Annotated in this window: 26 protein-coding genes; 15 read left to right on the forward strand and 11 right to left on the reverse strand. The window is 63.1% G+C overall.

Annotated features, from left to right (window positions below):
- Positions 1 to 20: 20 nt before the first annotated feature.
- Complete coding sequence (gene nth, locus AC0L2P_RS17255; protein WP_473502526.1) at positions 21 to 842, reverse strand: endonuclease III; 822 nt, start codon at positions 840 to 842, stop codon at positions 21 to 23.
- 22 nt (positions 843 to 864) lie between these two features.
- Between nth and AC0L2P_RS17260 the strand changes: the two genes are divergently transcribed.
- Entirely contained in the window at positions 865 to 1359 is a 495-nt protein-coding gene (locus AC0L2P_RS17260) for a DUF2244 domain-containing protein (RefSeq protein WP_473502527.1), read from the forward strand.
- Positions 1360 to 1362: 3 nt separating this feature from the next.
- Here the strand turns inward: AC0L2P_RS17260 and AC0L2P_RS17265 are convergent, their stop codons facing one another.
- Positions 1363 to 2178: a class I SAM-dependent methyltransferase gene (locus tag AC0L2P_RS17265; RefSeq protein WP_473502528.1), complete on the reverse strand. Its 816-nt coding sequence runs from the start codon at positions 2176 to 2178 to the stop codon at positions 1363 to 1365.
- A gap of 114 nt (positions 2179 to 2292) precedes the next feature.
- On the opposite strand from AC0L2P_RS17265, the gene AC0L2P_RS17270 reads away from it, so the two are divergent.
- The 4 genes from AC0L2P_RS17270 to AC0L2P_RS17285 all read left to right on the forward strand — a co-directional run bounded on the left by AC0L2P_RS17270 (position 2293) and on the right by AC0L2P_RS17285 (position 6394).
- Positions 2293 to 3186 (forward strand): methylated-DNA--[protein]-cysteine S-methyltransferase, encoded by an 894-nt coding sequence (locus tag AC0L2P_RS17270; RefSeq protein WP_473502529.1) that lies wholly within the window; start codon positions 2293 to 2295, stop codon positions 3184 to 3186.
- A 115-nt stretch (positions 3187 to 3301) separates the two neighbouring features.
- Positions 3302 to 4210, forward strand: coding sequence for a ribokinase (locus tag AC0L2P_RS17275; RefSeq protein ID WP_473502530.1), 909 nt, complete (start codon positions 3302 to 3304; stop codon positions 4208 to 4210).
- A gap of 6 nt (positions 4211 to 4216) precedes the next feature.
- Complete coding sequence (locus tag AC0L2P_RS17280; RefSeq protein WP_473502531.1) at positions 4217 to 5677, forward strand: amidase; 1461 nt, start codon at positions 4217 to 4219, stop codon at positions 5675 to 5677.
- A gap of 102 nt (positions 5678 to 5779) precedes the next feature.
- Positions 5780 to 6394 (forward strand): LysE family translocator, encoded by a 615-nt coding sequence (locus AC0L2P_RS17285; RefSeq protein WP_473502532.1) that lies wholly within the window; start codon positions 5780 to 5782, stop codon positions 6392 to 6394.
- A 53-nt stretch (positions 6395 to 6447) separates the two neighbouring features.
- Here AC0L2P_RS17285 and AC0L2P_RS17290 read toward each other — a convergent pair whose 3' ends face one another.
- On the reverse strand, positions 6448 to 7389 hold the full coding sequence (locus tag AC0L2P_RS17290; protein WP_473502533.1) for a nucleoside hydrolase: 942 nt from the start codon (positions 7387 to 7389) through the stop codon (positions 6448 to 6450).
- A 144-nt stretch (positions 7390 to 7533) separates the two neighbouring features.
- On the opposite strand from AC0L2P_RS17290, the gene AC0L2P_RS17295 reads away from it, so the two are divergent.
- Together AC0L2P_RS17295 and AC0L2P_RS17300 are read left to right on the forward strand one after the other, a co-directional pair.
- On the forward strand, positions 7534 to 7959 hold the full coding sequence (locus AC0L2P_RS17295) for an Hsp20 family protein (protein WP_473502534.1): 426 nt from the start codon (positions 7534 to 7536) through the stop codon (positions 7957 to 7959).
- 63 nt (positions 7960 to 8022) lie between these two features.
- On the forward strand, positions 8023 to 8280 hold the full coding sequence (locus tag AC0L2P_RS17300; RefSeq protein WP_473502535.1) for a BQ00720 family protein: 258 nt from the start codon (positions 8023 to 8025) through the stop codon (positions 8278 to 8280).
- Between the two features lie 96 nt (positions 8281 to 8376).
- On the opposite strand, the gene ptsN is transcribed toward AC0L2P_RS17300, so the two are convergent.
- The 6 genes from ptsN to lptC form a co-directional block, all read right to left on the reverse strand.
- Positions 8377 to 8841, reverse strand: a complete 465-nt coding sequence (gene ptsN / locus AC0L2P_RS17305; RefSeq protein ID WP_023675268.1) for a PTS IIA-like nitrogen regulatory protein PtsN — start codon at positions 8839 to 8841, stop codon at positions 8377 to 8379.
- A 59-nt stretch (positions 8842 to 8900) separates the two neighbouring features.
- Entirely contained in the window at positions 8901 to 9485 is a 585-nt protein-coding gene (hpf, locus tag AC0L2P_RS17310; protein WP_473502536.1) for a ribosome hibernation-promoting factor, HPF/YfiA family, read from the reverse strand.
- A 291-nt stretch (positions 9486 to 9776) separates the two neighbouring features.
- Entirely contained in the window at positions 9777 to 11303 is a 1527-nt protein-coding gene (gene rpoN, locus AC0L2P_RS17315) for an RNA polymerase factor sigma-54 (protein WP_473502537.1), read from the reverse strand.
- 197 nt (positions 11304 to 11500) lie between these two features.
- Positions 11501 to 12319 (reverse strand): LPS export ABC transporter ATP-binding protein, encoded by an 819-nt coding sequence (lptB, locus tag AC0L2P_RS17320; RefSeq protein ID WP_473502538.1) that lies wholly within the window; start codon positions 12317 to 12319, stop codon positions 11501 to 11503.
- Positions 12319 to 12939, reverse strand: coding sequence for an LptA/OstA family protein (locus AC0L2P_RS17325; RefSeq protein ID WP_473502539.1), 621 nt, complete (start codon positions 12937 to 12939; stop codon positions 12319 to 12321). Before AC0L2P_RS17325 ends, lptB begins: the two co-directional genes overlap by 1 nt.
- Complete coding sequence (lptC, locus tag AC0L2P_RS17330; RefSeq protein WP_473502540.1) at positions 12926 to 13639, reverse strand: LPS export ABC transporter periplasmic protein LptC; 714 nt, start codon at positions 13637 to 13639, stop codon at positions 12926 to 12928. The genes AC0L2P_RS17325 and lptC overlap by 14 nt, the downstream gene beginning before the upstream one ends.
- A gap of 308 nt (positions 13640 to 13947) precedes the next feature.
- On the opposite strand from lptC, the gene sppA reads away from it, so the two are divergent.
- The 4 genes from sppA to lhpI all read left to right on the forward strand — a co-directional run bounded on the left by sppA (position 13948) and on the right by lhpI (position 16679).
- Positions 13948 to 14904 (forward strand): signal peptide peptidase SppA, encoded by a 957-nt coding sequence (gene sppA, locus AC0L2P_RS17335; RefSeq protein ID WP_473502541.1) that lies wholly within the window; start codon positions 13948 to 13950, stop codon positions 14902 to 14904.
- Between the two features lie 81 nt (positions 14905 to 14985).
- Positions 14986 to 15270: an integration host factor subunit beta gene (locus AC0L2P_RS17340; RefSeq protein WP_023675261.1), complete on the forward strand. Its 285-nt coding sequence runs from the start codon at positions 14986 to 14988 to the stop codon at positions 15268 to 15270.
- A gap of 46 nt (positions 15271 to 15316) precedes the next feature.
- On the forward strand, positions 15317 to 15649 hold the full coding sequence (locus AC0L2P_RS17345; RefSeq protein WP_473502542.1) for a LapA family protein: 333 nt from the start codon (positions 15317 to 15319) through the stop codon (positions 15647 to 15649).
- Between the two features lie 52 nt (positions 15650 to 15701).
- Positions 15702 to 16679, forward strand: a complete 978-nt coding sequence (gene lhpI / locus AC0L2P_RS17350) for a bifunctional Delta(1)-pyrroline-2-carboxylate/Delta(1)-piperideine-2-carboxylate reductase (protein WP_473502543.1) — start codon at positions 15702 to 15704, stop codon at positions 16677 to 16679.
- 103 nt (positions 16680 to 16782) lie between these two features.
- Here lhpI and AC0L2P_RS17355 read toward each other — a convergent pair whose 3' ends face one another.
- Positions 16783 to 17151, reverse strand: a complete 369-nt coding sequence (locus AC0L2P_RS17355; RefSeq protein ID WP_473502544.1) for a VOC family protein — start codon at positions 17149 to 17151, stop codon at positions 16783 to 16785.
- An 86-nt stretch (positions 17152 to 17237) separates the two neighbouring features.
- Positions 17238 to 17921, reverse strand: coding sequence for a helix-turn-helix transcriptional regulator (locus AC0L2P_RS17360; RefSeq protein WP_473502545.1), 684 nt, complete (start codon positions 17919 to 17921; stop codon positions 17238 to 17240).
- Between the two features lie 106 nt (positions 17922 to 18027).
- On the opposite strand from AC0L2P_RS17360, the gene AC0L2P_RS17365 reads away from it, so the two are divergent.
- The 4 genes from AC0L2P_RS17365 (at position 18028) to lspA (ending at position 21031) form a co-directional block, all read left to right on the forward strand.
- Positions 18028 to 18513, forward strand: coding sequence for a DUF1772 domain-containing protein (locus AC0L2P_RS17365; RefSeq protein ID WP_473502546.1), 486 nt, complete (start codon positions 18028 to 18030; stop codon positions 18511 to 18513).
- Positions 18514 to 18602: 89 nt separating this feature from the next.
- The gene (locus AC0L2P_RS17370) at positions 18603 to 19664 is read left to right on the forward strand and encodes an RsmD family RNA methyltransferase (RefSeq protein WP_473502547.1); all 1062 of its coding nucleotides are present in this window, start codon (positions 18603 to 18605) and stop codon (positions 19662 to 19664) included.
- Positions 19665 to 20528: a TrmH family RNA methyltransferase gene (locus AC0L2P_RS17375; RefSeq protein ID WP_473502548.1), complete on the forward strand. Its 864-nt coding sequence runs from the start codon at positions 19665 to 19667 to the stop codon at positions 20526 to 20528.
- A 26-nt stretch (positions 20529 to 20554) separates the two neighbouring features.
- A complete protein-coding gene (gene lspA / locus AC0L2P_RS17380) occupies positions 20555 to 21031 on the forward strand; it encodes a signal peptidase II (RefSeq protein ID WP_473502554.1) in 477 nt (158 codons plus the stop codon).
- The last annotated feature ends 38 nt before the right edge of the window (positions 21032 to 21069 follow it).

Genomic DNA, 21069 nt, shown 5'->3' on the forward strand with positions numbered 1-21069 from the left:
ACATAGGAGGAACTTCACCGTCAAGTGGCTGGCATTGATTCAGCAGCTGCTTCTATTGGCCCGAGCGGCGCGATTTCGACCAGTGGTGCAGGCACGCTGGTCGTCTTTTCCTTGGCCTTGCAGATATCGGCGATGACGCAGGCCGGGCAATCCGGCTTGCGCGCCTTGCAGACATAGCGGCCGTGCAGGATCAGCCAATGATGCGCATGCCGCATGTATTCATCCGGAATGATCTTCAAAAACCCTTGCTCGACCTGTTCCGGCGTCTTGCCCGGCGCCAGCCCGAGCCTGTTGCCGATGCGGAAGATATGCGTGTCGACCGCCATCGTATGCTGGCCGAAGGCGACGTTGAGCACGACGTTGGCGGTCTTGCGCCCGACACCCGGCAGCTCGACCAGCTGATCGCGATCCTCAGGTACTTCGCCGCCATGGTCGCGGATCAGCGCCTCCGACAGCGCGATGACGTTCTTGGCCTTGTTGCGCCATAGTCCGACGGTGCGGATATGGTCGCCGAGCTTGGCCTCGCCCAGCGCCAGCATCTTTTGCGGCGCGTCGGCAATTTTGAACAGCGCCCGCGTCGCCTTGTTGACGCCGGCGTCCGTCGCCTGCGCCGAAAGCACCACCGCCACCAGTAGCGTGAAGGCGTTGATATGTTCGAGTTCGCCCCTCGGTTCCGGCCGCTGAACGGAAAAACGCCGGAAAATCTCATGCACCTCGGCCGCGCTGTAAAGCGCGCGGGATTTTTCGGGCCGCGGACGCGGCTTGGCGTTCGAGCCGTCGCGGCGGCCGGGCAACAGGTCTTTTTTTAGCGCGGAAAAGGTTTTGGGCTTGGGGCTTGTCATTGCCTTCCTATAATATTGCCTGATGAGCGACACAAACGCCTCGTTTCAGGCCGACGAGCCATTCTTCCAGGCGCTGCTGACACCGCACCGGTCGCTGGGCAAGACCGGCTTTGCCATACTGATGGGCGCACTGCTGTTCGGGTGGCTGGCGACCGGAGCGTTTTTTCTGTCGCGCGGCGCCTGGCCGGTGTTCGGCTTCTTCGGCCTCGACGTGATCGCCGTCTACATCGCCTTCCGCGCCAATTATCGTGCCGCCCGGGCTCGCGAGGAGGTATCGGTGTCACGCACCAGCCTCGACATCCGCAAAACCGCCCCGTCAGGCAAATCGGAATCACACCGCTTCAATCCGTTCTGGGCGCGCTTTTCGATCGCCCGCCACACCGAGATCGGCATCACCAGGATGGCGGTCGAGGCGCAAGGAAGAACCGTCTCGATCGGCGGCTTTCTCAACCCCGACGACCGCGAGAGTTTTGCCACCGCATTTTCACGCGCTCTGGCGACCGCCAAAGCGCGCTGACGATCAAAACCGAAATCTCAATAGCCTGCCGACCCTCCGAAGAGCCGGAATGTGGCTCCAGAGGCGAAAGACCAGTCCGGCGAACCAGCTCACACGGGCGGCATGTTCGGGTTTGTAAGCCATGGTTTCCTCGACCAACCGCAGGCCGGGTACTGACCGTTCCAAGTCGCGCGGATCGTTGATCGCCCAGCGGAGTTCGGCTCCAGTGGCGCGGAACGACGGGTTGAGGCGCACGAGCTTTAGACCAAGGTCGCTGTAGGCATCGCAGACAAGTTCGCCGCTGGCCAGATGCGACACAAGCCGCGAAACCAGCCTTGGGCCCTCGTCAGCGGCAAGGTAGGGTGTCAGGCCCTCCGCCACGACCATCGCCGGGCGATCGCCGGGCACTTCGTCCAGCCAGCCAGGCTCGGTGACGGATGATCCGATCAGGTGATAATGCTCGCGCATCGGATAGAGCTTGCGCCTGAGCTCGATGACTTCGGCATAATCGACGTCGAACCAGTCCACGCCGGGCGGCGGATCGATGCGGAATATTCGCGTGTCTAGCCCGCAGCCGAGATGCAGGACAATGGCGTTCGGGTTGTTCACCAGAAAAGCCGAAACCCAGTCGTCCAGCGTCTTGGCCCGGATCGCTAGACCAACGCCGAGATTGTCGTCGACCTTGAGCCGCGAGAAGTCGTAGTCGATGCGGCGAACCGCCTCGTCCGCGAAACGGTCTTTCAGCAGCGAGTTGGGAAGCCGGCTTTCCAGCGCCTTGCCGTAGACAGTGATCAGCAGCGTTTCTTTTTCCTTGGTCAGATGCACCTTCTCGCCGGCCATCATTGTCCTCCCCATTCAAAGCCAGCTCTATCTGGGTACATACCGTGGGAAAGCAAGTTTCGGGTGGTGATCGGCGCCGCGAAAGACGATATTCGCACTCAAGGAGATACTGCCATGAACGCCCAAATGCCTCTCAAAACGACAGCAATCCTTCAGAAAGACATCACGCCTGAAGGCGGCGACTACGAAATCGTCCGTCGTGCCATCGAAAAGATCAGCCTCGACTATCGCGACCAGCCTTCGTTGGAAGTGCTGGCCGAGGAGGTCGGCGAGACGCCGACCGGGCTGCAGAAGCTGTTCACCCGCTGGGCCGGCCTGTCGCCCAAGGCCTTTCTGCAGGCCGTTACCCTCGATCATGCGCGCAAACTGCTCGATGCCGGCATGCCGCTGCTTGAAACCTCGTTCGAACTCGGCATGTCCGGCCCAGGCCGGCTGCACGATCTGTTCGTCACCCACGAAGCGATGTCGCCGGGCGATTACAAGACCCGCGGCGCTGGGCTCACCATCCGCTACGGCTATCATATCTCGCCTTTCGGCATCGCGCTGATCATGGTGACTGAGCGCGGCCTCGCCGGCCTTGCCTTCAACGACCCCGGCGGCGAGCGCGCTGCCTTTGCCGACATGTCCAGCCGCTGGCCGAACGCGACCTATGTCGAGGATATGGCGGCGACAGCGCCCTATGCCGCGCGCATCTTCGATCCGACGCTGTGGCGCGCCGACCAGCCGCTGCGCGTCGTCATGATCGGCACCGACTTCCAGGTCCGTGTCTGGGAAGCCTTGCTGCGTATTCCGATGGGCAAGGCCTGCACCTATTCCTCGATCGCCGCGCGCATCGGCGCACCGAGCGCCAGCCGGGCCGTGGGTGCCGCGGTCGGCGCCAATCCGATGTCCTTCGTCGTGCCGTGCCACCGGGCTCTCGGCAAGTCCGGCGCGCTCACCGGCTACCATTGGGGCCTGACCCGCAAACGCGCGATCCTCGGCTGGGAGGCTGGAAAAGTCTCATCTTGATAGCCAACGAATGGAACGATAGGAGCGATGGAAGGAGCACTAGGGTGACAAGCAGCGATCTTACGGAGTAGCTTCCCGCGCAATTAGCGTGACATGCGCTAGCGGGAGGCACTTCTTGATCGTTGTCATCGGCTCCATCAATCTCGACCTCATCGCCACTGTCGACCGCTTGCCCGGTCCCGGCGAGACGGTGCGCGGCTCCGGTTTCGCTACTGCCCCCGGCGGCAAGGGCGCTAACCAGGCGCTGGCCGCCGCCCGCGCCGGCGTCAAGGTGCGGATGGTCGGCGCAGTCGGCAAGGACAGCTTCGCCAACGAGGCTCTGGCGCTGCTGCGCGACGGCAAGATCGACTTGTCCGGCGTCGGCGAGACCTTTGCCTCGACCGGCACCGCGTTGATCATGGTCGGCGTCGACGGCGAGAACGTGATCGCCGTCGTGGCGGGCGCCAATGATTCGGTCGTGCCGGGTGATCTTTCCAAAGCTTTCCTGAAGAACGGCGATGTCGTGTTGTTGCAGTTGGAAGTCCCGCTGCAAACGGTCGAGACGGCGCTTGACGCGGCGAGGACGGCCGGGGCGGTCACCGTGCTCAACACCGCCCCTTTCCATAGCGACGCGGCCGGCCTCCTCGGCAAGGCCGACTACCTCGTCGCCAACGAAACCGAGTTCGACCTCTATGGCGAGGCGCTGTCGTTGAGTGGCCGCGACCGCCCGGCACGGATGCGCGACTATGCCGCGAGAACCGGCCGCACCATCGTCGTCACGCTTGGCCCGGACGGCGTTCTGGCGGCAACGCCGGACGATCTCCTGATGGTTCCGGCGCTGCAGATCACTCCGCTCGACACGGTCGGTGCCGGCGATACGTTCTGCGGCTATTTCGCCGCCGGGCTGGCAGCCGGCCTGCCGCTCGACCAGGCGCTTGCCCGCGCTGCCGCCGCCGGTTCGCTGGCCTGCCTGAAAGCCGGTGCACAGCCGGCCATCCCGCTGGCCAGGGACGTGGATGCCGCCCTGCAGAAATCTGCGGGCTAAAGCCGGATGACAACCGCGCGCCCGACCACGAAGCATGCGGTGCCGCCCGCCGGCGACATCTGCCGCCTGTCTGCCGTGGAGCTTGCCGAGAAGATCAGGCGCCGGCAACTTTCGGTGCGCGAAGTGATCGCGGCATTCCTCGACCGGACCGAGGCGGTGAACCCGCTGGTCAGCGCTATCGTTTCATTGCGTGAGCATGCTGACATCCTGCGCGAGGCCGACAGCGCTGACGCCCGTCTGGCGCGAGGAGTAGATACCGGATCGCTGTTCGGCCTGCCGATCGCGATTAAGGATCTTGCGCTGACAAAAGGCCTGAGAACCACCTTCGGCTCGCCGATCTTCGCCGATTTCGTGCCTGAGGAAGACGACTTCTTCGTCGAGCGCGTCCGCGAAGCCGGCGCCATCATCATCGGCAAGACCAACGTTCCCGAATTCGGGCTTGGCTCCAACACCTACAACACCGTGTTCGGACAGACGCTCAATGCGTTCGACCCGGCGCTGACCGCCGGCGGCTCGAGCGGCGGCGCGGCGGTCGCGCTGGCGCTCGATATGGTTCCCGTTGCCGATGGCAGCGATTTTGGCGGCTCGCTGCGCAATCCCGCTGCCTACAACAATGTTTATGGCTTGCGCCCATCGCAGGGATTGGTGCCGGCTGGCCCTGACCTTGATGTGTTTCATGCACAAATGGGCGTCGAAGGGCCGATGGGGCGTAACGTGCGCGACATGGCGCTGCTGCTCGATGTTCAGGCCGGCTATCATCCTCGCGCGCCGCTGTCCCATGATAAGCCAGGCTCGTTCCTCGAAAGGCTGGAAACGCCGGCGGCCGGCGGGCGTATCGCCTGGCTCGGCGATCTCGACGGCCATCTGCCGGTTGAAGCAGGCATTCTACAGCTTTGCGAGGCAGCACTCGGCCGGTTCGCGGATGTATCCTTCGAGGCCGAGCCGCTGATGCCGGAATTCGACTTCGAAGCGCTATGGCAGGCCTTTGTAACGCTTCGCCAGGCGAGCAGCGGTTGTGCGCTCAAGGCGCATTACGACGATCCCTTTAAACGCAGTCTGCTGAAGCCGGAGGCCGTGTGGGAGGTGGAACATGCGCTGCGGCTCACAGCGCCGCAGATCCATGCTGCAACGGTGAGGCGCTCGTCCTGGCATCGAATGCTGCTGTCGCTCTTCGAGCGTTTCGACCTGATTGCACTGCCAGCCGCACAGGTCTTTCCCTTCGATATCGTCACCCACTGGCCAAGGGAAGTGGCCGGGCGTGCCATGGACAGCTATCACCGCTGGATGCAGGTCTCAGCGCTCGCCACTCTGGGCGGCTGCCCGGCGGTTAACGTACCGGCGGGCTTCGACGACAGGGGCAGGCCGATGGGCATGCAATTGATCGGGCGGCCGCGCGGTGACCTCTCCGTGCTGAGGGCGGCTGCCGCTTATAAGGCAACGCTGCCATGGCAGGCCGGCGCCTGCTGACATCAGCTCCGCATTGTCGGCGCCTCGCCGACTTGCACGCAACTCATCGCCATGCATTGATCGCGACAGCGCGCCGCATGAGCGGCTTCTGCGGAGGGAAAAATGTCGCTGGAACTCTATGCCACCTACGTCGTCGCCTGCATCGTCATCGTCCTGGTGCCGGGACCGACGGTGACGCTGATCATTGCCAACAGCATCCGCCACGGCTCGCGCGCCGGTCTCGCCAATGTCGCCGGCACCCAGGCCGGGCTAGCCATCATGATCGCCATTGTCGGCATCGGACTGACCTCGCTGATCGCCGGCATGGGCCACTGGTTCGAATTGGTCCGGCTGATCGGCGCCGCGTACCTGATCTGGATGGGCGTGCAGATGTTCCGCTCGAAAGGCAAGCTTAACGCCGACGGATCGGCAAAAAAGCCGCGTGGCGGCTTCTTCCTGCAGGGGCTGCTGGTGGCGATCAGCAATCCAAAGACGCTGGTGTTCTTCGGCGCCTTCTTTCCGCAATTCATCGCGCCTGAAGGCAATTACGCATTACAGATCGGCGTCATGGGTCTCACCGCGATGATCTTCGCCGCAGTGTCGGATTCGACCTACGCGCTGGCCGCCGGCCGCGCCGGACGCCTGCTGTCGGCCGGCCGCGTCAAGCTGCTGTCGCGGATCAGCGGCAGCTTCCTGGTCGGCGGCGGCCTGTGGCTGGCGTTTTCCAAGGCGAAGTAACGCGCCTCCCCTTCTCCTCCTGCGGGAGAACGGGGAAGGAAGGGGCGCTCCTCTTAAAGCCGCCCCAGCCTTTCCAGCAAAAGCTCGAAAAACGCATCATGGTCGATGTCACGCATCACCATGGCGTTCTTCGGCCGCTTGGTCACTCCCCACCAGTCGATAACCGTCATCCCCATGGTGAGCTCCGAGGCGGTTTCCACGCTGACATTGCAGTTGCGGCCCTTGAACAGCTTCGGTTTCAACAGATAGGCGATGACGCAAGGATCGTGCAGCGGGCCGCCATCGGTGCCGTATTTCTCCTCGTCGAAACGTTCGAAGAATTCCAGCATGTCCGCCGTGGCCGTGCCGACCCTGGTGCCTAGCTTGCGGAAGGCCTTCGTGCGCTTGGCGGTGGTCAGCGCCTTGTGGGTGACGTCGAGCGGCATCATCACGATCGGAATGCCGGATTTGAACACAACATCGGCGGCATGCGGGTCAACATAGATGTTGAACTCGGCGGTCGGCGTGACATTGCCGCCCTCGAAGAAGCCGCCGCCCATCAGCACGATTTCCTTGATGCGCGGCGCGATTTTCGGCTCGCGGATCAGCGCCAGCGCAACATTGGTGAGCGGCCCGAGCGCGCACAGCGTGATTGTGCCTCTGTCCTCCCTCATCAGCGTCTCGACTATGAAATCGACCGCATACTCGTCCTGCAGCTTCATCTTTGGTTCGGGCAATTGCGGCCCGTTGAGGCCGGTCTTGCCATGCACTTCCTCGGCCGTGACCAGTTCACGCGCCAGCGGCCGGATGGCGCCTGCATAGACCTTGACGTCCGGCCGGCCGGCCAGCTCGCAGATCTTGCGGGCGTTTTTTTCGGTAAGTTTCAACGGCACGTTGCCGGCCACCGCAGTGATGCCGACGATCTCCAGTTCGGCGCTGCCGAGTGCCAGCAATATGGCGACGGCATCGTCCTGTCCGGGGTCAGTGTCGATGATGATCCTGCGCGATTGGGGCATTTCAATTCCTTGTTTTGGCAAGTCTTTTTGGGCGGGGCGTGTGACGGCTTGAAGTCTGCCGGGCGGCGGACCATATCAAGACCATCGGGAAAAATGCCATCCGGGTTTTTCCACTTTATGTCGCTCTTGAGAGGACACTGTAACATGAGCCGAATGACGCCTTTTTCCAGCCCGCTTCTCCTCGGTTTCGATTCCATGGAAAAGACGCTGGAGCGCTTGGCAAAGTCCGGTGACAGCTATCCTCCCTACAACATCGAGCGCCTCAGCGGTGCCGACGGCAGAACCGAAAGGCTGCGGATCACGCTCGCCGTCGCCGGTTTCGCGGAAGGCGATCTCGATGTCACAACGGAGGAGAACCAGTTGGTCGTGCGTGGCCGTCAGAACGACGATACCGAGCGCGAATTTCTCCACCGCGGCATCGCCGCGCGCCAGTTCCAGCGCTGTTTCGTGCTAGCCGACGGCATGCGGGTGATTGCGGCGGAATTGAAGAACGGCCTTCTGTCGATCGATCTCGATCGGCCGGAGTCTGAACGGCTGGTACGAAAAATAAACATATCGGTGAAAGACTGATTTTTGCCGGTAGCTCTCATGCGGGATGGCCTTGAGCGGCGTCTCGCGGCAAGGAGGCTTGAAATGACCAGAACTAACGAAAATATCATCATGTCCAGCGGCGAATTCGCCCACCTCGGCGAAGGTTCGGTCGCCTATCTCAGGAAAGTGTCGAGCGACGATCTGCGCGGCCGTTTCCCGGGCCTCGGCGAAATCGCGCCCGGGCTGGAACTGTGGGCCCTGTTTGCCGCCAATGGCCAGCCGATCCTGCTTTCGGACGCTCGCGACCGGGCACTGGCTGGCGCGCTGGAAAACGATTTGACCCCGGTCGCTATCCACTAACAACAACAGCGCCATCCAGTGACAAATGCGGCGCAGCGATCTGGTTGGAAACGGACGGGGCCGCTCACGGCGGCCCTTCAAAGGATTTAATTAACCTCAGGCGGCGTGCGAGGCCTGCGTGTCCGACAGCAGCGCGTGGATGGCCACGGCGTCCCGCGTGCCCCTGATCTTGGCAACCGTGTCGGCGTCGCGCAGCACCCGCGCGATGCGCGACAGCGCCTTGAGGTGGTCGGCGCCGGCACCTTCGGGGGCCAAAAGCAGAAACACCAGGTCTACCGGCTGATCATCGAGAGCCTCGAAGTCGACCGGTGTCTCCAGCCGGGCAAAAACGCCGGCGATCCGCTTCACCCCGGCCAGCTTGCCATGCGGAATGGCGATGCCGTTGCCGACGCCGGTCGAGCCGAGCCGCTCGCGTTGCAGGATGGTGTCGAACACCTCTCGCTCCGGAATGCCGGAAATCGCCGCCGCCCTTTCAGACAGCAGTTGCAGCAGCTGCTTTTTGGAGTTCGCCTTCAACGCCGGCATGATTGCCGGAACGCTGACGAGATCGCTCAGATCCATGATTGAAATCCCTTGTTCGCCTGCCGTCGCCAGTCCCCACGCTCGCGTGCGGCTGGTTTTTACCCCTGCGCGACCTTGGCCGTGGACGGGTCGATCCAGCCGATATTCCCGTCCGGCCGGCGATAGACGATGTTGAGATGGTCGTTTCCGGCATTGCGGAAGACCAGGACCGGGGTGTCCTTGGTGTCGAGTTCGATCACCGCTGACGCCACCGACATGGTCCGCAGCGTCATGGTCGATTCGGCGACGATGGCCGGCGCGAAATTCTCCGGTATGTCCTCCTCGTCGTCGGTAAGCGGCGCCATCACCGTATAGGCGACGTCGGTGAGCTCGCCGTTGCTATTGCCTGAATTGTGCGACTTCAGCCGGCGCTTGTAGCGCCTGAGGCGCGTTTCCAGGCGGTCTGCCGCGGTATCGAAGGCAAGCGTTGGGTCCTGGGCATCGCCGGTCGCCTGCAGCGAAGCACCGGAGTCCAGCCGGATCGTGCAATCGGCTGTGTAGCGCGACCCCGATTTGACGACGACGATTTGCCCTGAAAAGCCCCGATCGAAATATTTCCCGATCACTTCCCCGACACGGTCGTTGATGCGCGTACGGAATGCATCGCCGATATCCATGTGTTTTCCCGATATGCGCAGTGTCATCTGAAAACTGACCTTCCTTGCTCAGGCTTCAAACTGTCCCGAGTTTATACTCGTGGTCCGCGCGCACAAGCTTTTGCGGCGTCACTTGCGCCGATTTTAGATCCGAACTTTCCGGTTGATCACAAGCCGCCTTCTTGGCCGTCCCGTGGCCTACGTCGTGACGGACCATCTCTCGTGCGGGCATCAGCGAACTCAAATCCACTCGCCAGCCCGTCTCATGCGGGCGGGCTTCTAGCCACTTCGTTGCCGCTTGTCAATGAAGGGCGAAAGCTGTGGAAATTCCGCCGGAGCTCAACGGCCGGCGCTGGCCAAAGCGCGTTTTTCGCGCCGCCGCTGCACCGAAGAGGGTATGTTCATACCTTCCCGGTATTTGGCCACCGTGCGCCTGGCGATGTCGACGCCGCTTTCCCGCAGCATGTCCACGATGGCATCGTCGGAAAGCACATCGACGGCTTTCTCCTCGTCGATCAGCTGCTTTATGCGGTCACGCACCGCTTCCGACGAATGCGCATCGCCGCCACCTGACGAAGCGATCGAGGCGGTGAAGAAATAGCGCAGCTCGAACACACCGCGCGGCGTCAGCATGTATTTGTTTGCCGTGACCCGGCTGACCGTTGATTCGTGCATGCCGATGGCGTCCGCCACCGTGCGCAGGTTGAGCGGCTTCAGGTGCCGCACGCCGTGGACGAGAAAAGCGTCCTGCTGGCGCACGATCTCAGAGGCCACCTTGAGAATGGTCTTCGCCCGCTGGTCGAGGCTGCGCGTGAGCCAGTTGGCATTCTGCAGGCATTCGGCCAGAAAATCCTTTTCCGCCTGGTTTTTCGCATGCGGCGTGACTTGGGCGAAATAGATGTGGTCGACCAGCACGCGCGGCAGCGTCTCGGCATTGAGCTCGACCGTCCAGCTGCCGTCATTGGCTGCGCGCACCTCGACGTCGGCCACGATCGCATCGCTGGCACCGCGCGAAAACACCATTCCCGGCCGCGGGTCGAGCGCCCGGATCTCGGCCAGCATGTCGAGCAGATCCTCCTCGTCGACGCCGCAAATCCGCTTCAGCGTCTGGAAATCGCGCCGTGCCAGGAGTTCGAGATTGGCGATCAGCGCCTTCATCGCCGGATCGAGTCGGTCGCGCACGGCAAGCTGCAGCAACAGGCATTCGGCGAGGTCGCGGGCGAAGATGCCGGCGGGTTCGAATGTCTGGCAGACCGCAAGGACCCTTGCCACCGCCGTGGCATCCGTGCCGAGGCGGGCCGCGATCTCGGCCATGTCGGCACGCATGTAGCCGGCCTCATCGAGGCCGTCGGCAAGCTCGCCGGCGATCAGGCGCGCCGCCGGGTCGGCAAAGGCGAGCGCCACTTGCTCGCCAACATGGTCGCGCAGCGTGATGGCAGCCGCCGCCATATCCGCGACGTCGAAGCCGTCGGAGATAGAGGTGGAACCGTTGCCGGATGCCGATTTCCATTGCGCCGTCAGGTCGGGGCCGAGCCGCTCGCTCGCACCAGGATCATCGGGAAACAGGTTTTCCAGCGACGTATCGAGCTTTTCCGAGATCGCCTCGGCGCTCCACGCCGTCTCCGCTTCGAACCAGTCGCCGTCGGCGGCAGGTTCCGGTGCCGCGTCGCCCTTCTGCGCCTGGTCGCTGGCGGCGTCCTCCTGCGGTTCGGCGCGTTCCAGCAGGGGATTGCGTTCGATCTCGTCGTCGATGAAGCGTTCCAGCTCGAGGTGGGTGAACTGCAGCAGGCGGATCGACTGCATCAGCTGCGGCGTCATCACCAGCGACTGCGACTGTCGTAGCTGTAGTTTTGCCGCCAACGCCATGGTTCGGTTTCAAATGCCCCGTCTACGCACCCGCACTGCCGGAAGGAATTTTCCAGGTCAGCATAGAAACTGGCCCGGCTTTTGCTTGTCAAGGCGAGGAGCGGTAAAACTCGCCTGCCGGCGCGTTTTCAGGCACAAAATTGAAGAAAACGCCGCTGGACTACGCCGGAAATCCCGTTCGAACCGCAATTTCGCATTTAGAGCGTAAATCCCTCGCCGAGATAAAGCCGCCGCACATCGGCATTTGCGACCACTTCGTCGGCTCGGCCATGGGTGAGCACCTGTCCGGCATGGATGATGTAGGCGCGGTCGATCAGGCCAAGTGTCTCGCGCACATTATGGTCGGTGATCAGCACGCCGATGCCACGTGCCGTCAAGTGCCGCACGAGCTGCTGGATGTCGGCGACGGCGATCGGATCGATGCCGGCGAAAGGTTCGTCGAGCAGCATGTAGGCGGGGCGGGTTGCCAAGGCGCGGGCAATTTCGAGGCGTCGCCGCTCACCGCCGGAGAGCGACAGCGACGGAGCCTTGCGCAGATGGCTGATGTGGAATTCCTCGAGCAATTCGTCGAGTAGGCGCTCACGCTCCTTGCGGCTCTTTTCGACCACTTCGAGCACGGCCCGGATGTTTTGCTCCACATTCAGGCCGCGAAAAATCGAGGCTTCCTGCGGCAGATAGCCGATGCCGAGACGGGCGCGGCGATACATCGGCATCGACGTGACGTCGAAACCGTCGATTTCGATGGTGCCTTCATCGACCGGCACCAGGCCGGTTACCATGTAGAAACACGTCGTCTTGCCGGCGCCGTTGGGGCCGAGCAGCCCCACCGCCTCGCCGGCGCGCACGCCCAGCGTCACGCCGCTGACGACTTTGCGGCCCTTGTAGCTTTTGGTCAGCCCCTTGGCGATCAAAGTTCCCTTGAACTTTGCCGCTTCGACGGTGACCTTGGCCGGTGCCGCAAGTTTGCTGGCGGCGCGCCCTGGAAGACGCGCCAGCAGCGACGATATGCCGGTCATCAGGGTTTCGCTGCTCCGGACTTCGCCGGCGGCGTGATCGACATCATGACGCGGCCGCCGCAAGCGTCGACCTGGGCAAGGCCGCTCTTCATCTGCACGGTAAGCTTGCAGCCGACAAGCACGTTGTCGCCTTGCGAGAGAACGACCTTGCTGCCCGAAAGCACCAGCACTTCGGTCTTCATGTCGAAGGTACCGCGGTCGCCGGTGGCAACCTGATTGTCCGATTTGATGTAGACCTTATCGTCGACCTCGAGATGGTCGATGTTGGCGGATCCGGTCATTGCCGCGGCACCCGCGGGCTGGGCGCCTTTGGCGGCGCCTGCATCCCTGACGTAATAGACCGTCATTTTGCCGGCCTTGAGCACGGTTGGACCCTGGACGACATTGACGTTGCCGGTGAAGACGGCGACGCTTTCCGCCTGGCGCACCTCGAGCCTGTCGCTTTCGATCTGGATCGGCTTGTCGCCCGACAGCCTGAGGCCGGACATTTGGCTGGTGGCACTGGATTGCGCCAGCGACGGCGCCGCCCCGAAGGTCAGCCCCAAGGGCAACCCCAAAGGCAACCCAAACGTCAACGCCGAAATCGCGGCGAGGCGCCGTGCCGAACTACTGAACCGCATTGGTCTCTCCGCTCTTTGCCTCTGCCGCCTTCAAACTGGCGGGATCGATGTCGACGCGCACCTTGTTCTCGAAAACCAGGACCTTGCCATTGTCCCGGACCGACATCGAATCCGCCCTGATCCGCGACCCGCCGCGGCTGACATCGACGGGCTCGCTTGTCTTCATAGTGCCTTCGCCCATATCGAGATAGACTGATTTGAATTTTGCGACCACACCATCCGTGGTCGACACGGTCACGTCGCTGGTCAGGCTGAGCGTGTTGCCGTCGCGATTATAGGTGCCGTGCGTGGCATTGATGGCGGCCGTGTTGTCGGCCGCAATCGGCAGCTTGGCCTTGATGCCTTCCAGATCGATGATGCCCTGTTTGCTGACGTCCTGTATGGCGCGCAGGGCTGTCATCGAATAGGGCAGGTCCTGCTTGGTGAAGCCGTTGAGCTTGGGGTTGGCCATCACCAGCTTGCCATTGGCAAAGGCGCCGCCGTCGGCCTGCACCTCGAATGCCGCGGGAGCCATGAGATAGGAATAGACCGGAAACGCAACCGCGATCACGGCAGCGATCAGCGGCACGGCCAGCTTGAGGATCCGGACCCGGCGCGAATGACGCTGCGCAATGTCAAACGCATCGCCCCGCGCCCGGCCTGCGGCCTTGGGAGCCAACTCCGTATCGGTGTTGGTCGGTTCGATTGGTCCCGCTAACATGACTGCTTCTTCTAAACCCCTGCCCGCCAGGCCGCCCTATAGGTGGGGCGCCGGCGCCCTCAAGCAAGCACAAGCCGAGGAAAACCGCAAAAATGTGACAGCCGCCCCTGTATAACGAAAATGGCCCCAGCGCAGCCTGTACCTCATACCAGATATGGACGCACAGTGTTAGAGCCTATGGAAGGTGACAGGTTGAAGCTTGCCGCGAATGCCTAAGACGGCCGTTGGCGCAAGGTCGTCAGGAAACGGTAGCCGGGCGCGAATGGTTGCTTTAAAAGCATCTGCTCCCACCGACTACGAGGCTGACCATGGCATTGAGAGCCGACGACCTGATCGACCGCCGCCGCTTGCGCCGCAAGCTGACCTTCTGGCGTGTCGCGGCGATTCTTGTCGCAGCAGCCGGGCTGATCGCCTTTTCCGCGTGGATTTATGGTGACGACTTCACCGGCGCGGCTGTCGACCACATCGCCAAGGTCAAGATTGAAGGTACCATCACTGAAGACGAAGAGCTGATCAAGCGGCTGGAGGCAATCCGTCAGTCGCCGCGCGTCAAGGCTGTGATCCTGTCGATCGATTCACCCGGCGGCACCACCGTCGGTGGCGAGTCGATCTACGAGGCAGTGCGCAAGCTCGCCGCCGACAAGCCGGTGGTGGCCGAGGTCGGCACGCTCGCGGCTTCGGCGGGCTATATGATCGCCACTGCGGCCGACCATATTGTCGCACGCAAATCCTCGATCGTCGGCTCGATCGGCGTGCTGATCCAGTACCCGGACGTCAGCGGCCTCATGGACAAGCTCGGCGTCAAGCTGGAGGAGGTGAAATCCTCACCCCTGAAGGCCTCGCCTTCTCCCTTCAAGCCGACCAATGACGATGAGCGCGCCATGGTCCGCAAGCTCATCCTCGACAGCTACGACTGGTTCGTCGGCATCGTCGCCGAGCGCCGCAACATGACCAAGCCGGAAGCGCTTGCGCTCGCAGACGGGTCGATCTTCACCGGCCGGCAGGCGGTCACCAACAGATTGATCGACGAGGTCGGTGGCGAGGCCGAAGCGATCGACTGGCTTGCTGGCAAGGGTGTCGATGCCAAGCTCAAGGTGGTGGAATGGAAGGACACCGAAAAACGTGGTGGTTTTCTGTTCTCCAAGGCTATGGCGCAGACCATCGGCGCTGCGCTTGGCCTGCCCGGCCATGGCGGCGACGTCCTTCACGAAATTGGAGCGGACCGCTTGTTTCTTGACGGTCTCGTTTCCGTCTGGCACCCTTGAGGAACCGCTTGGGACGAGTGAAAAAGCAAATAAAATCATTCTGATAATTTCGGCGGCACTGCTGTCACGGGGAGCCTTTTCATGATCAAATCCGAACTTGTGCAGATCATCGCCACGCGTAATCCGCATCTTTTCCTGCGCGACGTCGAAAACATTGTCAGCGCCATCTTCGATGAAATCACCGACGCGCTTGCCGAGGGCAACCGGGTCGAGTTGCGCGGCTTCGGCGCGTTTTCGGTGAAAAACCGCCCGGCCCGCACCGGCCGCAACCCGCGCACCGGCGAATCCGTAGAGGTCGAGGAGAAATGGGTACCGTTCTTCAAGACCGGCAAGGAATTGCGTGAAAGGCTGAACGGAGGCAAATAGGCGCGGCGCCCGCCACCGCTCCTGCCTTTCTTCCGAACGGAAAAACATGTTCAATCGCTTTCTCCTCATCGTGGTTTTCGTGCCGCTGGCCGTCATCCTGATTGCGTTGGCCGTCGCCAACCGCGAACCGGTCGCCTTCACGCTCGATCCGTTCAATCCCGGCAATCCGGCGCTGACGCTGATCATGCCGCTCTTCATTTTCCTGTTCCTGGCGCTGGCCATCGGCATGATCGTCGGCAGCCTGGCGACCTGGATCAAGCAGGGCCGCTACCGCAAGCTGGCGCGCCAGCGCGGCGCCGAGGCCGAGAACCTGCGCCAGGCGGTCAGCCGCGCGCCCACCGCGTCGCAGGGCCCGGCCTTGCCGAAGCCGACGAACTGAGCCGCGGCTCGGGCCTGAAGTGCAGCTGGCCTATTTCTCCACGGAGGCTTTCATGCTGACCATTTCCGCCGCCGAGGTCGACAGCGCGCTGACCTTTTCCGGGCTGGTCGAGACGTTGCGCGCCGCTTTTCGCGATGGCGCCGTGCAGCCGGTCAGGCACCATCATACGGTCGAGCGGCCCGATGGGGCCGCCTCGACGCTGCTTTTGATGCCGGCCTGGACCGACTTCAACGCAGCCGGCACCTCGGCCGATAGCCATATCGGCGTCAAGATCGTCACCGTGTCGCCCGACAACAATGCCGTCGGCAAGCCCGCGGTGATGGGGCTTTACCTCTTGCTCGACGGCGCCACAGGCGAGCCTCAGGCCTTGATCGATGGCCAGAGGCTGACACAGTGGCGCACGGCCTGTGCCTCGGCGCTGGCCGCTTCCTATCTGGCCCGCGAGGACGCATCGCGGCTGCTGGTAGTGGGCGCCGGCGCGCTGTCGCCATTCCTTGCAAAGGCGCATTCGGCGGTGCGTCCGATCAAGAACATCCGCATCTGGAACCGCACGCCGGCCAATGCCGAAAAAGTCGCGGCAAAATTGCGTGCCGAGGGTTTTGCTGCCGAAGCAGCAGGCGATCTCGACGCAGAACTCGGAAAGGCCGATATCGTATCGTCGGCGACCATCACCACCATGCCGCTGATCAAGGGCGCACTCTTGAGGCCCGGCGCCCATGTCGATCTGGTCGGCGGCTTCACGCCGGCGATGCGCGAAAGCGACGACCACGCGATTGCACGCGCCCGCGTCTATGTCGATACCCGCGCCGGCGCCACCAAGGAAGCAGGCGATATCGTCCAGCCCCTGGCCTCCGGCGTGCTGAAGCCGCAAGCCATCGTCGCCGACCTCTATGAATTGGCGCGCGGCCAGAAAAAAGGCCGGCAGAACGACAACGAGATCACGCTGTTCAAGTCGGTCGGCGCAGCCCTCGAGGACCTCGCCGCCGGCATTGCCGTGTATCGGGCAAGCGATAGGGCAGTAGGGCAGTAGGGCAGTAGGGCAGTAGGGAAACCGTGCTAATCGTGCGGCGCCGCGCCTAGTGCCACTTTGCTCTCGCCTACTGCCCTATTGCCCTACTGCCTTACTGCCCCCCTTACTCCCTTTGCCAATAAACCCGCAGCCGGTGGTTGTCCGGATCGAGCGCGACAAAGGTGCGGCCGAAATCCATGTCGGTCGGGCTCTGCAGGATGGTCAGCCCACGGCCGATCCAGTCGGCGTGAGTGGCATCGACATCGCCAGGCGTGTTCAGCGCAAAGACGATCTCGGCGCCGCCGCCTGCTGCCGCGGCGGCCGGCTCCACAGTGTGACGCGACCAGAGGCCGAGCTTGAAGCCGTTGTCGAGCACGAACAGCGCGAAGGTCGGCGAGGTCTCGACCGGCTGCCGCCCAAGCAGCGCGCTGTAGAAGGCGCCGCTTTGCTCAGGCTTGTCGACATAGAGGATGACGAAATTGGGCGGTGTCATGAATTGCTCTCCAGATATTTTCGACTGGAGGAGCATAGGGTACGCCACTGCCAGATTCTGGCAGCAGTGTTGAGTGGGCAGCAGCCCTAGCTTGGGGTGTCGAGCGTCGCCCGCCATTCTTTGAGCAGCACCTGACGGCGGCGCGGATACCGCCTCTCGGTGGCATTGAGGCCGGATATCCGATCGGCGCGAAAGTGCCTGAAATCCTGACGCATCTCGCACCAGGCCGCGACGACGCGCACCTTGTCGAAGAAGCCGAGTGCAAACGGCCAGACGGTGCGCTCGGAGGCTGCGCCACCGGCGTCGCGATAGACAAAGCTCAGCTTGCGCTCCTCGCGGATGGCCTGCCGCACCACGCCAAGATCGATGCCTTCGGTGACCTCGGTGGGCGACCCGACCAGTAGCGTCGAGGCATCGAGCTCTTCGCGCAAATCGTCCGGCAGCACCGCGGCGATCTTGGCCAGCGCGTCGGTGGCGGCGTCCGCAAGCCGCCAGTCCGGCTGCTTGGCCACCCAGCGCGAACCGAGCACGATCGCCTCGATCTCCTCATCGGTGAACATCAAGGGCGGCAGCATGAAACCGGGCCTGAGCACGTAACCCAGCCCCGCCTCGCCCTCGATCGGCGCGCCCTGCCCCTGCAGCGTGGCGATATCGCGATAGAGCGTGCGGATCGACACACCCATTTCGCCCGCAAGGCTGCGGCCGCTGACCGGCCGGCGATGGCGGCGCAGGGTCTGGATCAGGTCGAGCAGGCGTTCAGCACGGGACATGAATCATGACCTGGTTTCAATCACGATAGAGCCCCAGCACTTTCGGCGGCAAGCGACATGGTGGCGGACCGGAACATCTGCGGCCTGGCCCCGTTCTCTGGCCATTATGGATATACGTGGTTTTCTGTTGTTCTGGTCTGTTTTGACCGCCATCGTCGCTGCGCTCAGCCTTGGGCCGTCCTTCGCCCATGTGCTGGAATCAGTGCCGCGGCTGACCAGATGGTCGCCTTCGCTCTGGCGTGAAACCACTGTCTTCAACGCTCAGTTCCAATTCTTCGCGATTGTCGGCGCACCGCTGGACGTGGCGGCGATCGTCGGTCCGGGCCTCCTTGCCTGGATGCTGCGCAATGACCACGCGGCATTCCGATGGGTCTTGGCCGCCACCGTGCTTTATCTGTTGGCCCTCGTGGCGTGGTTTGCCCTGGTCAAACCGGCAAACGATGTCCTGGCCACCTGGATGCCTGGACCGATCCCGGACAATTTCGAAACTATCCGGAGCCGCTGGGAAACCGGCCATATGGCCGTCACCGGCTTCAAGGCCGTTGGCTTCATAACGCTCGCAGTCGGGCTGCTGTCGATCAGGCGCGGCTGATCCGGTTGCACACGTCGGCAGCCCTTTTGTTGCGCCGGTCAATGTGCTGTGGCAGAAGCGGCCGAGCCGCCGTCCGGAGATGCGCCTTCTTGAAACCTTTTCGCGACAAACGCCGCGACAGCCGCCCGCCCGCGAAGGGCGGGGCGGAGCAGCCGCAGCGGCGCGACGCCGGCCCGACCGCCGGTTCGGAGCCTAAACTGCAGGACCGGTCCGAGCCGAAGGCCGTGCCACGCCTGCTCTCACGCCGCGATGGCGCGCTGCCTAGCGAACATTTGCCGTTGATCCTGGAAGTCGGTCCCAATCAGGACTACGCGCTGCTTGACAGCGGTGGCGGAGAAAAACTCGAGCAATACGGCCCCTACCGCATCGTTCGGCCGGATGGCCAGGCGATCTGGCAAAAGGCTTTGCCGGCCAGGGACTGGGAGCGCGCCGACGCCATTTTCACCGGCGATACCGACGAGGAAGGCATCGGCCGCTGGCGCTTCCCCAAGACGCCGCTCGGCGAGACCTGGCCGATGAAGCATGACGGCATAGACTATCTCGGCCGCTTCACTTCGTTTCGCCATGTCGGCGTCTTTCCCGAGCAGGCCTCGCACTGGGACCACATGGCCGGACTAATCGCGGCGGCAAAACGGCCGGTGAAGGTGTTGAACCTGTTCGGTTACACCGGCCTTGCCTCCCTGGTGGCGGCGCGTGCCGGCGCCGAGGTCACCCATGTCGATGCTTCCAAGAAGGCGATCGGCTGGGCACGCGAAAACCAGGAGATGGCGGGCCTGTCGCAAAAACCGATCCGCTGGATCGTCGACGATGCCATGAAATTCGCCGAACGCGAGGAGCGCCGCGGCAGCCGCTACGACATCATCCTGTTCGACCCGCCCGCCTATGGCCGCGGACCGAAAGGTGAGGTCTGGCAGCTGTTCGAGGACCTGCCGGCGCTGACCGATATCTGCCGCGCCATCCTGACACCGAAGCCGCTCGCCATGGTGCTGACCGCCTATTCGATCCGCGCTTCTTTTTTCGCCATCCATGCCCTGATGCGCGACACCTTCGCCGGCATGGGCGGCACGGTCGAATCGGGCGAATTGATCATCCGCGAGAAATCTGCCGGTCGGGCGCTTTCGACCTCGCTGTTCTCGCGCTGGGTGGCCTGAATGAGTGCGTACGAACGGCACGCGGGCGCGCCAGGGCAGGTGAAGGAAGTCACCAGCCTCGCCAACCCGCTGATCAAAGACATCAAGGCGCTCGCGCTGAAGAAATTCCGTGACCAGCAGAATGCCTTCATTGCCGAAGGCCTGAAGCTGGTCATCGACGCGCTCGATCTCGGCTGGTCGATCAGGACATTGGTGTTCGCCAAGGCCGGACGCGGCAATACGGCAGTTGAAAAGGTCGCGGCACGCACGGTCGCCGCCGGCGGCACCGTCCTTGAAGTCTCGGAAAAGGTGCTGGTCGCCATTACCCGCCGCGACAATCCGCAAATGGTCGTCGGCGTGTTCTCGCAGAAATTCCTGCCGCTGAACGACATCCGCGCCCAGGACGGCGACGTCTGGGTGGCGCTCGACCGCGTCCGCGACCCCGGCAATCTCGGCACCGTCATCCGCACGGTCGATGCTGTCGGCGCCAGGGGCGTCATCCTGGTCGGCGAGACCACCGATCCTTTTTCGGTCGAGACGGTGCGCGCCACCATGGGCTCGATCTTCGCCGTGCCGGTCGCCAAGGCGACGCCCGAGGCTTTTCTTGCCTGGCGAAAGAGCTTTCCCGGCCTTGTCGCCGGCACCCATCTTAAGGGCGCGGTCGATTACCGCTCGGTCGATTTTTCAAAAGGCCCGGTGCTTTTGATGATGGGCAATGAGCAGCAAGGCCTGCCTGACGAGCTTGCCGCAAGCTGCGACAAGCTGCTGCGGATACCGCAGGCCGGCCGCGCCGATTCGCTCAACCTTGCGGTGGCCACCGGCGTCATGCTGTTCGAGATCCGGCGTGGCGCGCTGAAGCTCGGCCCGGAGGACGCCAGATCGTGACATCCGAAACCGTGAAACTGCAAACCATGAAGTCCTGGAGGCCGTATGCTCTTCTGGTCCTCGCCGCGATAGCGCTCGACCAGTGGCTGAAATATCTGGTCGAAACCGGCCTTGCCTTTCAGGAACGGCTCGACCTGCTGCCGTTCCTGGCGCTGTACCGCACCTACAATACCGGCATCGCGTTCTCGCTGTTTTCGTCCTTCGGCGACACCGGCCTGGTAGTCGTGGCGGTTCTGGTGGTCGCTTTCGTGCTCTATCTTGCGGCCCGCACGCCGCCCGGCCACCTGCTTGCCCGCATCGGCTTCGCACTGATCGTCGGCGGCGCGCTCGGCAACCTGATCGACCGCGCTGCCTATGGCCATGTCATCGACTATGTCCTGTTCCATACGCCGGTCTGGTCCTTCGCCGTCTTCAACCTGGCCGACGCCTTCATTTCGGTCGGTGCCGTGCTGGTCGTCTTCGATGAGCTCATTGGTTGGCGGCGCGGAACCTCGAGCGATTGACCTCACTCGCCTGGCGCCGCACATTCCTATCTGCAAGC

The sequence above is a fragment of the Mesorhizobium sp. WSM4836 genome, assembly GCF_055811815.1.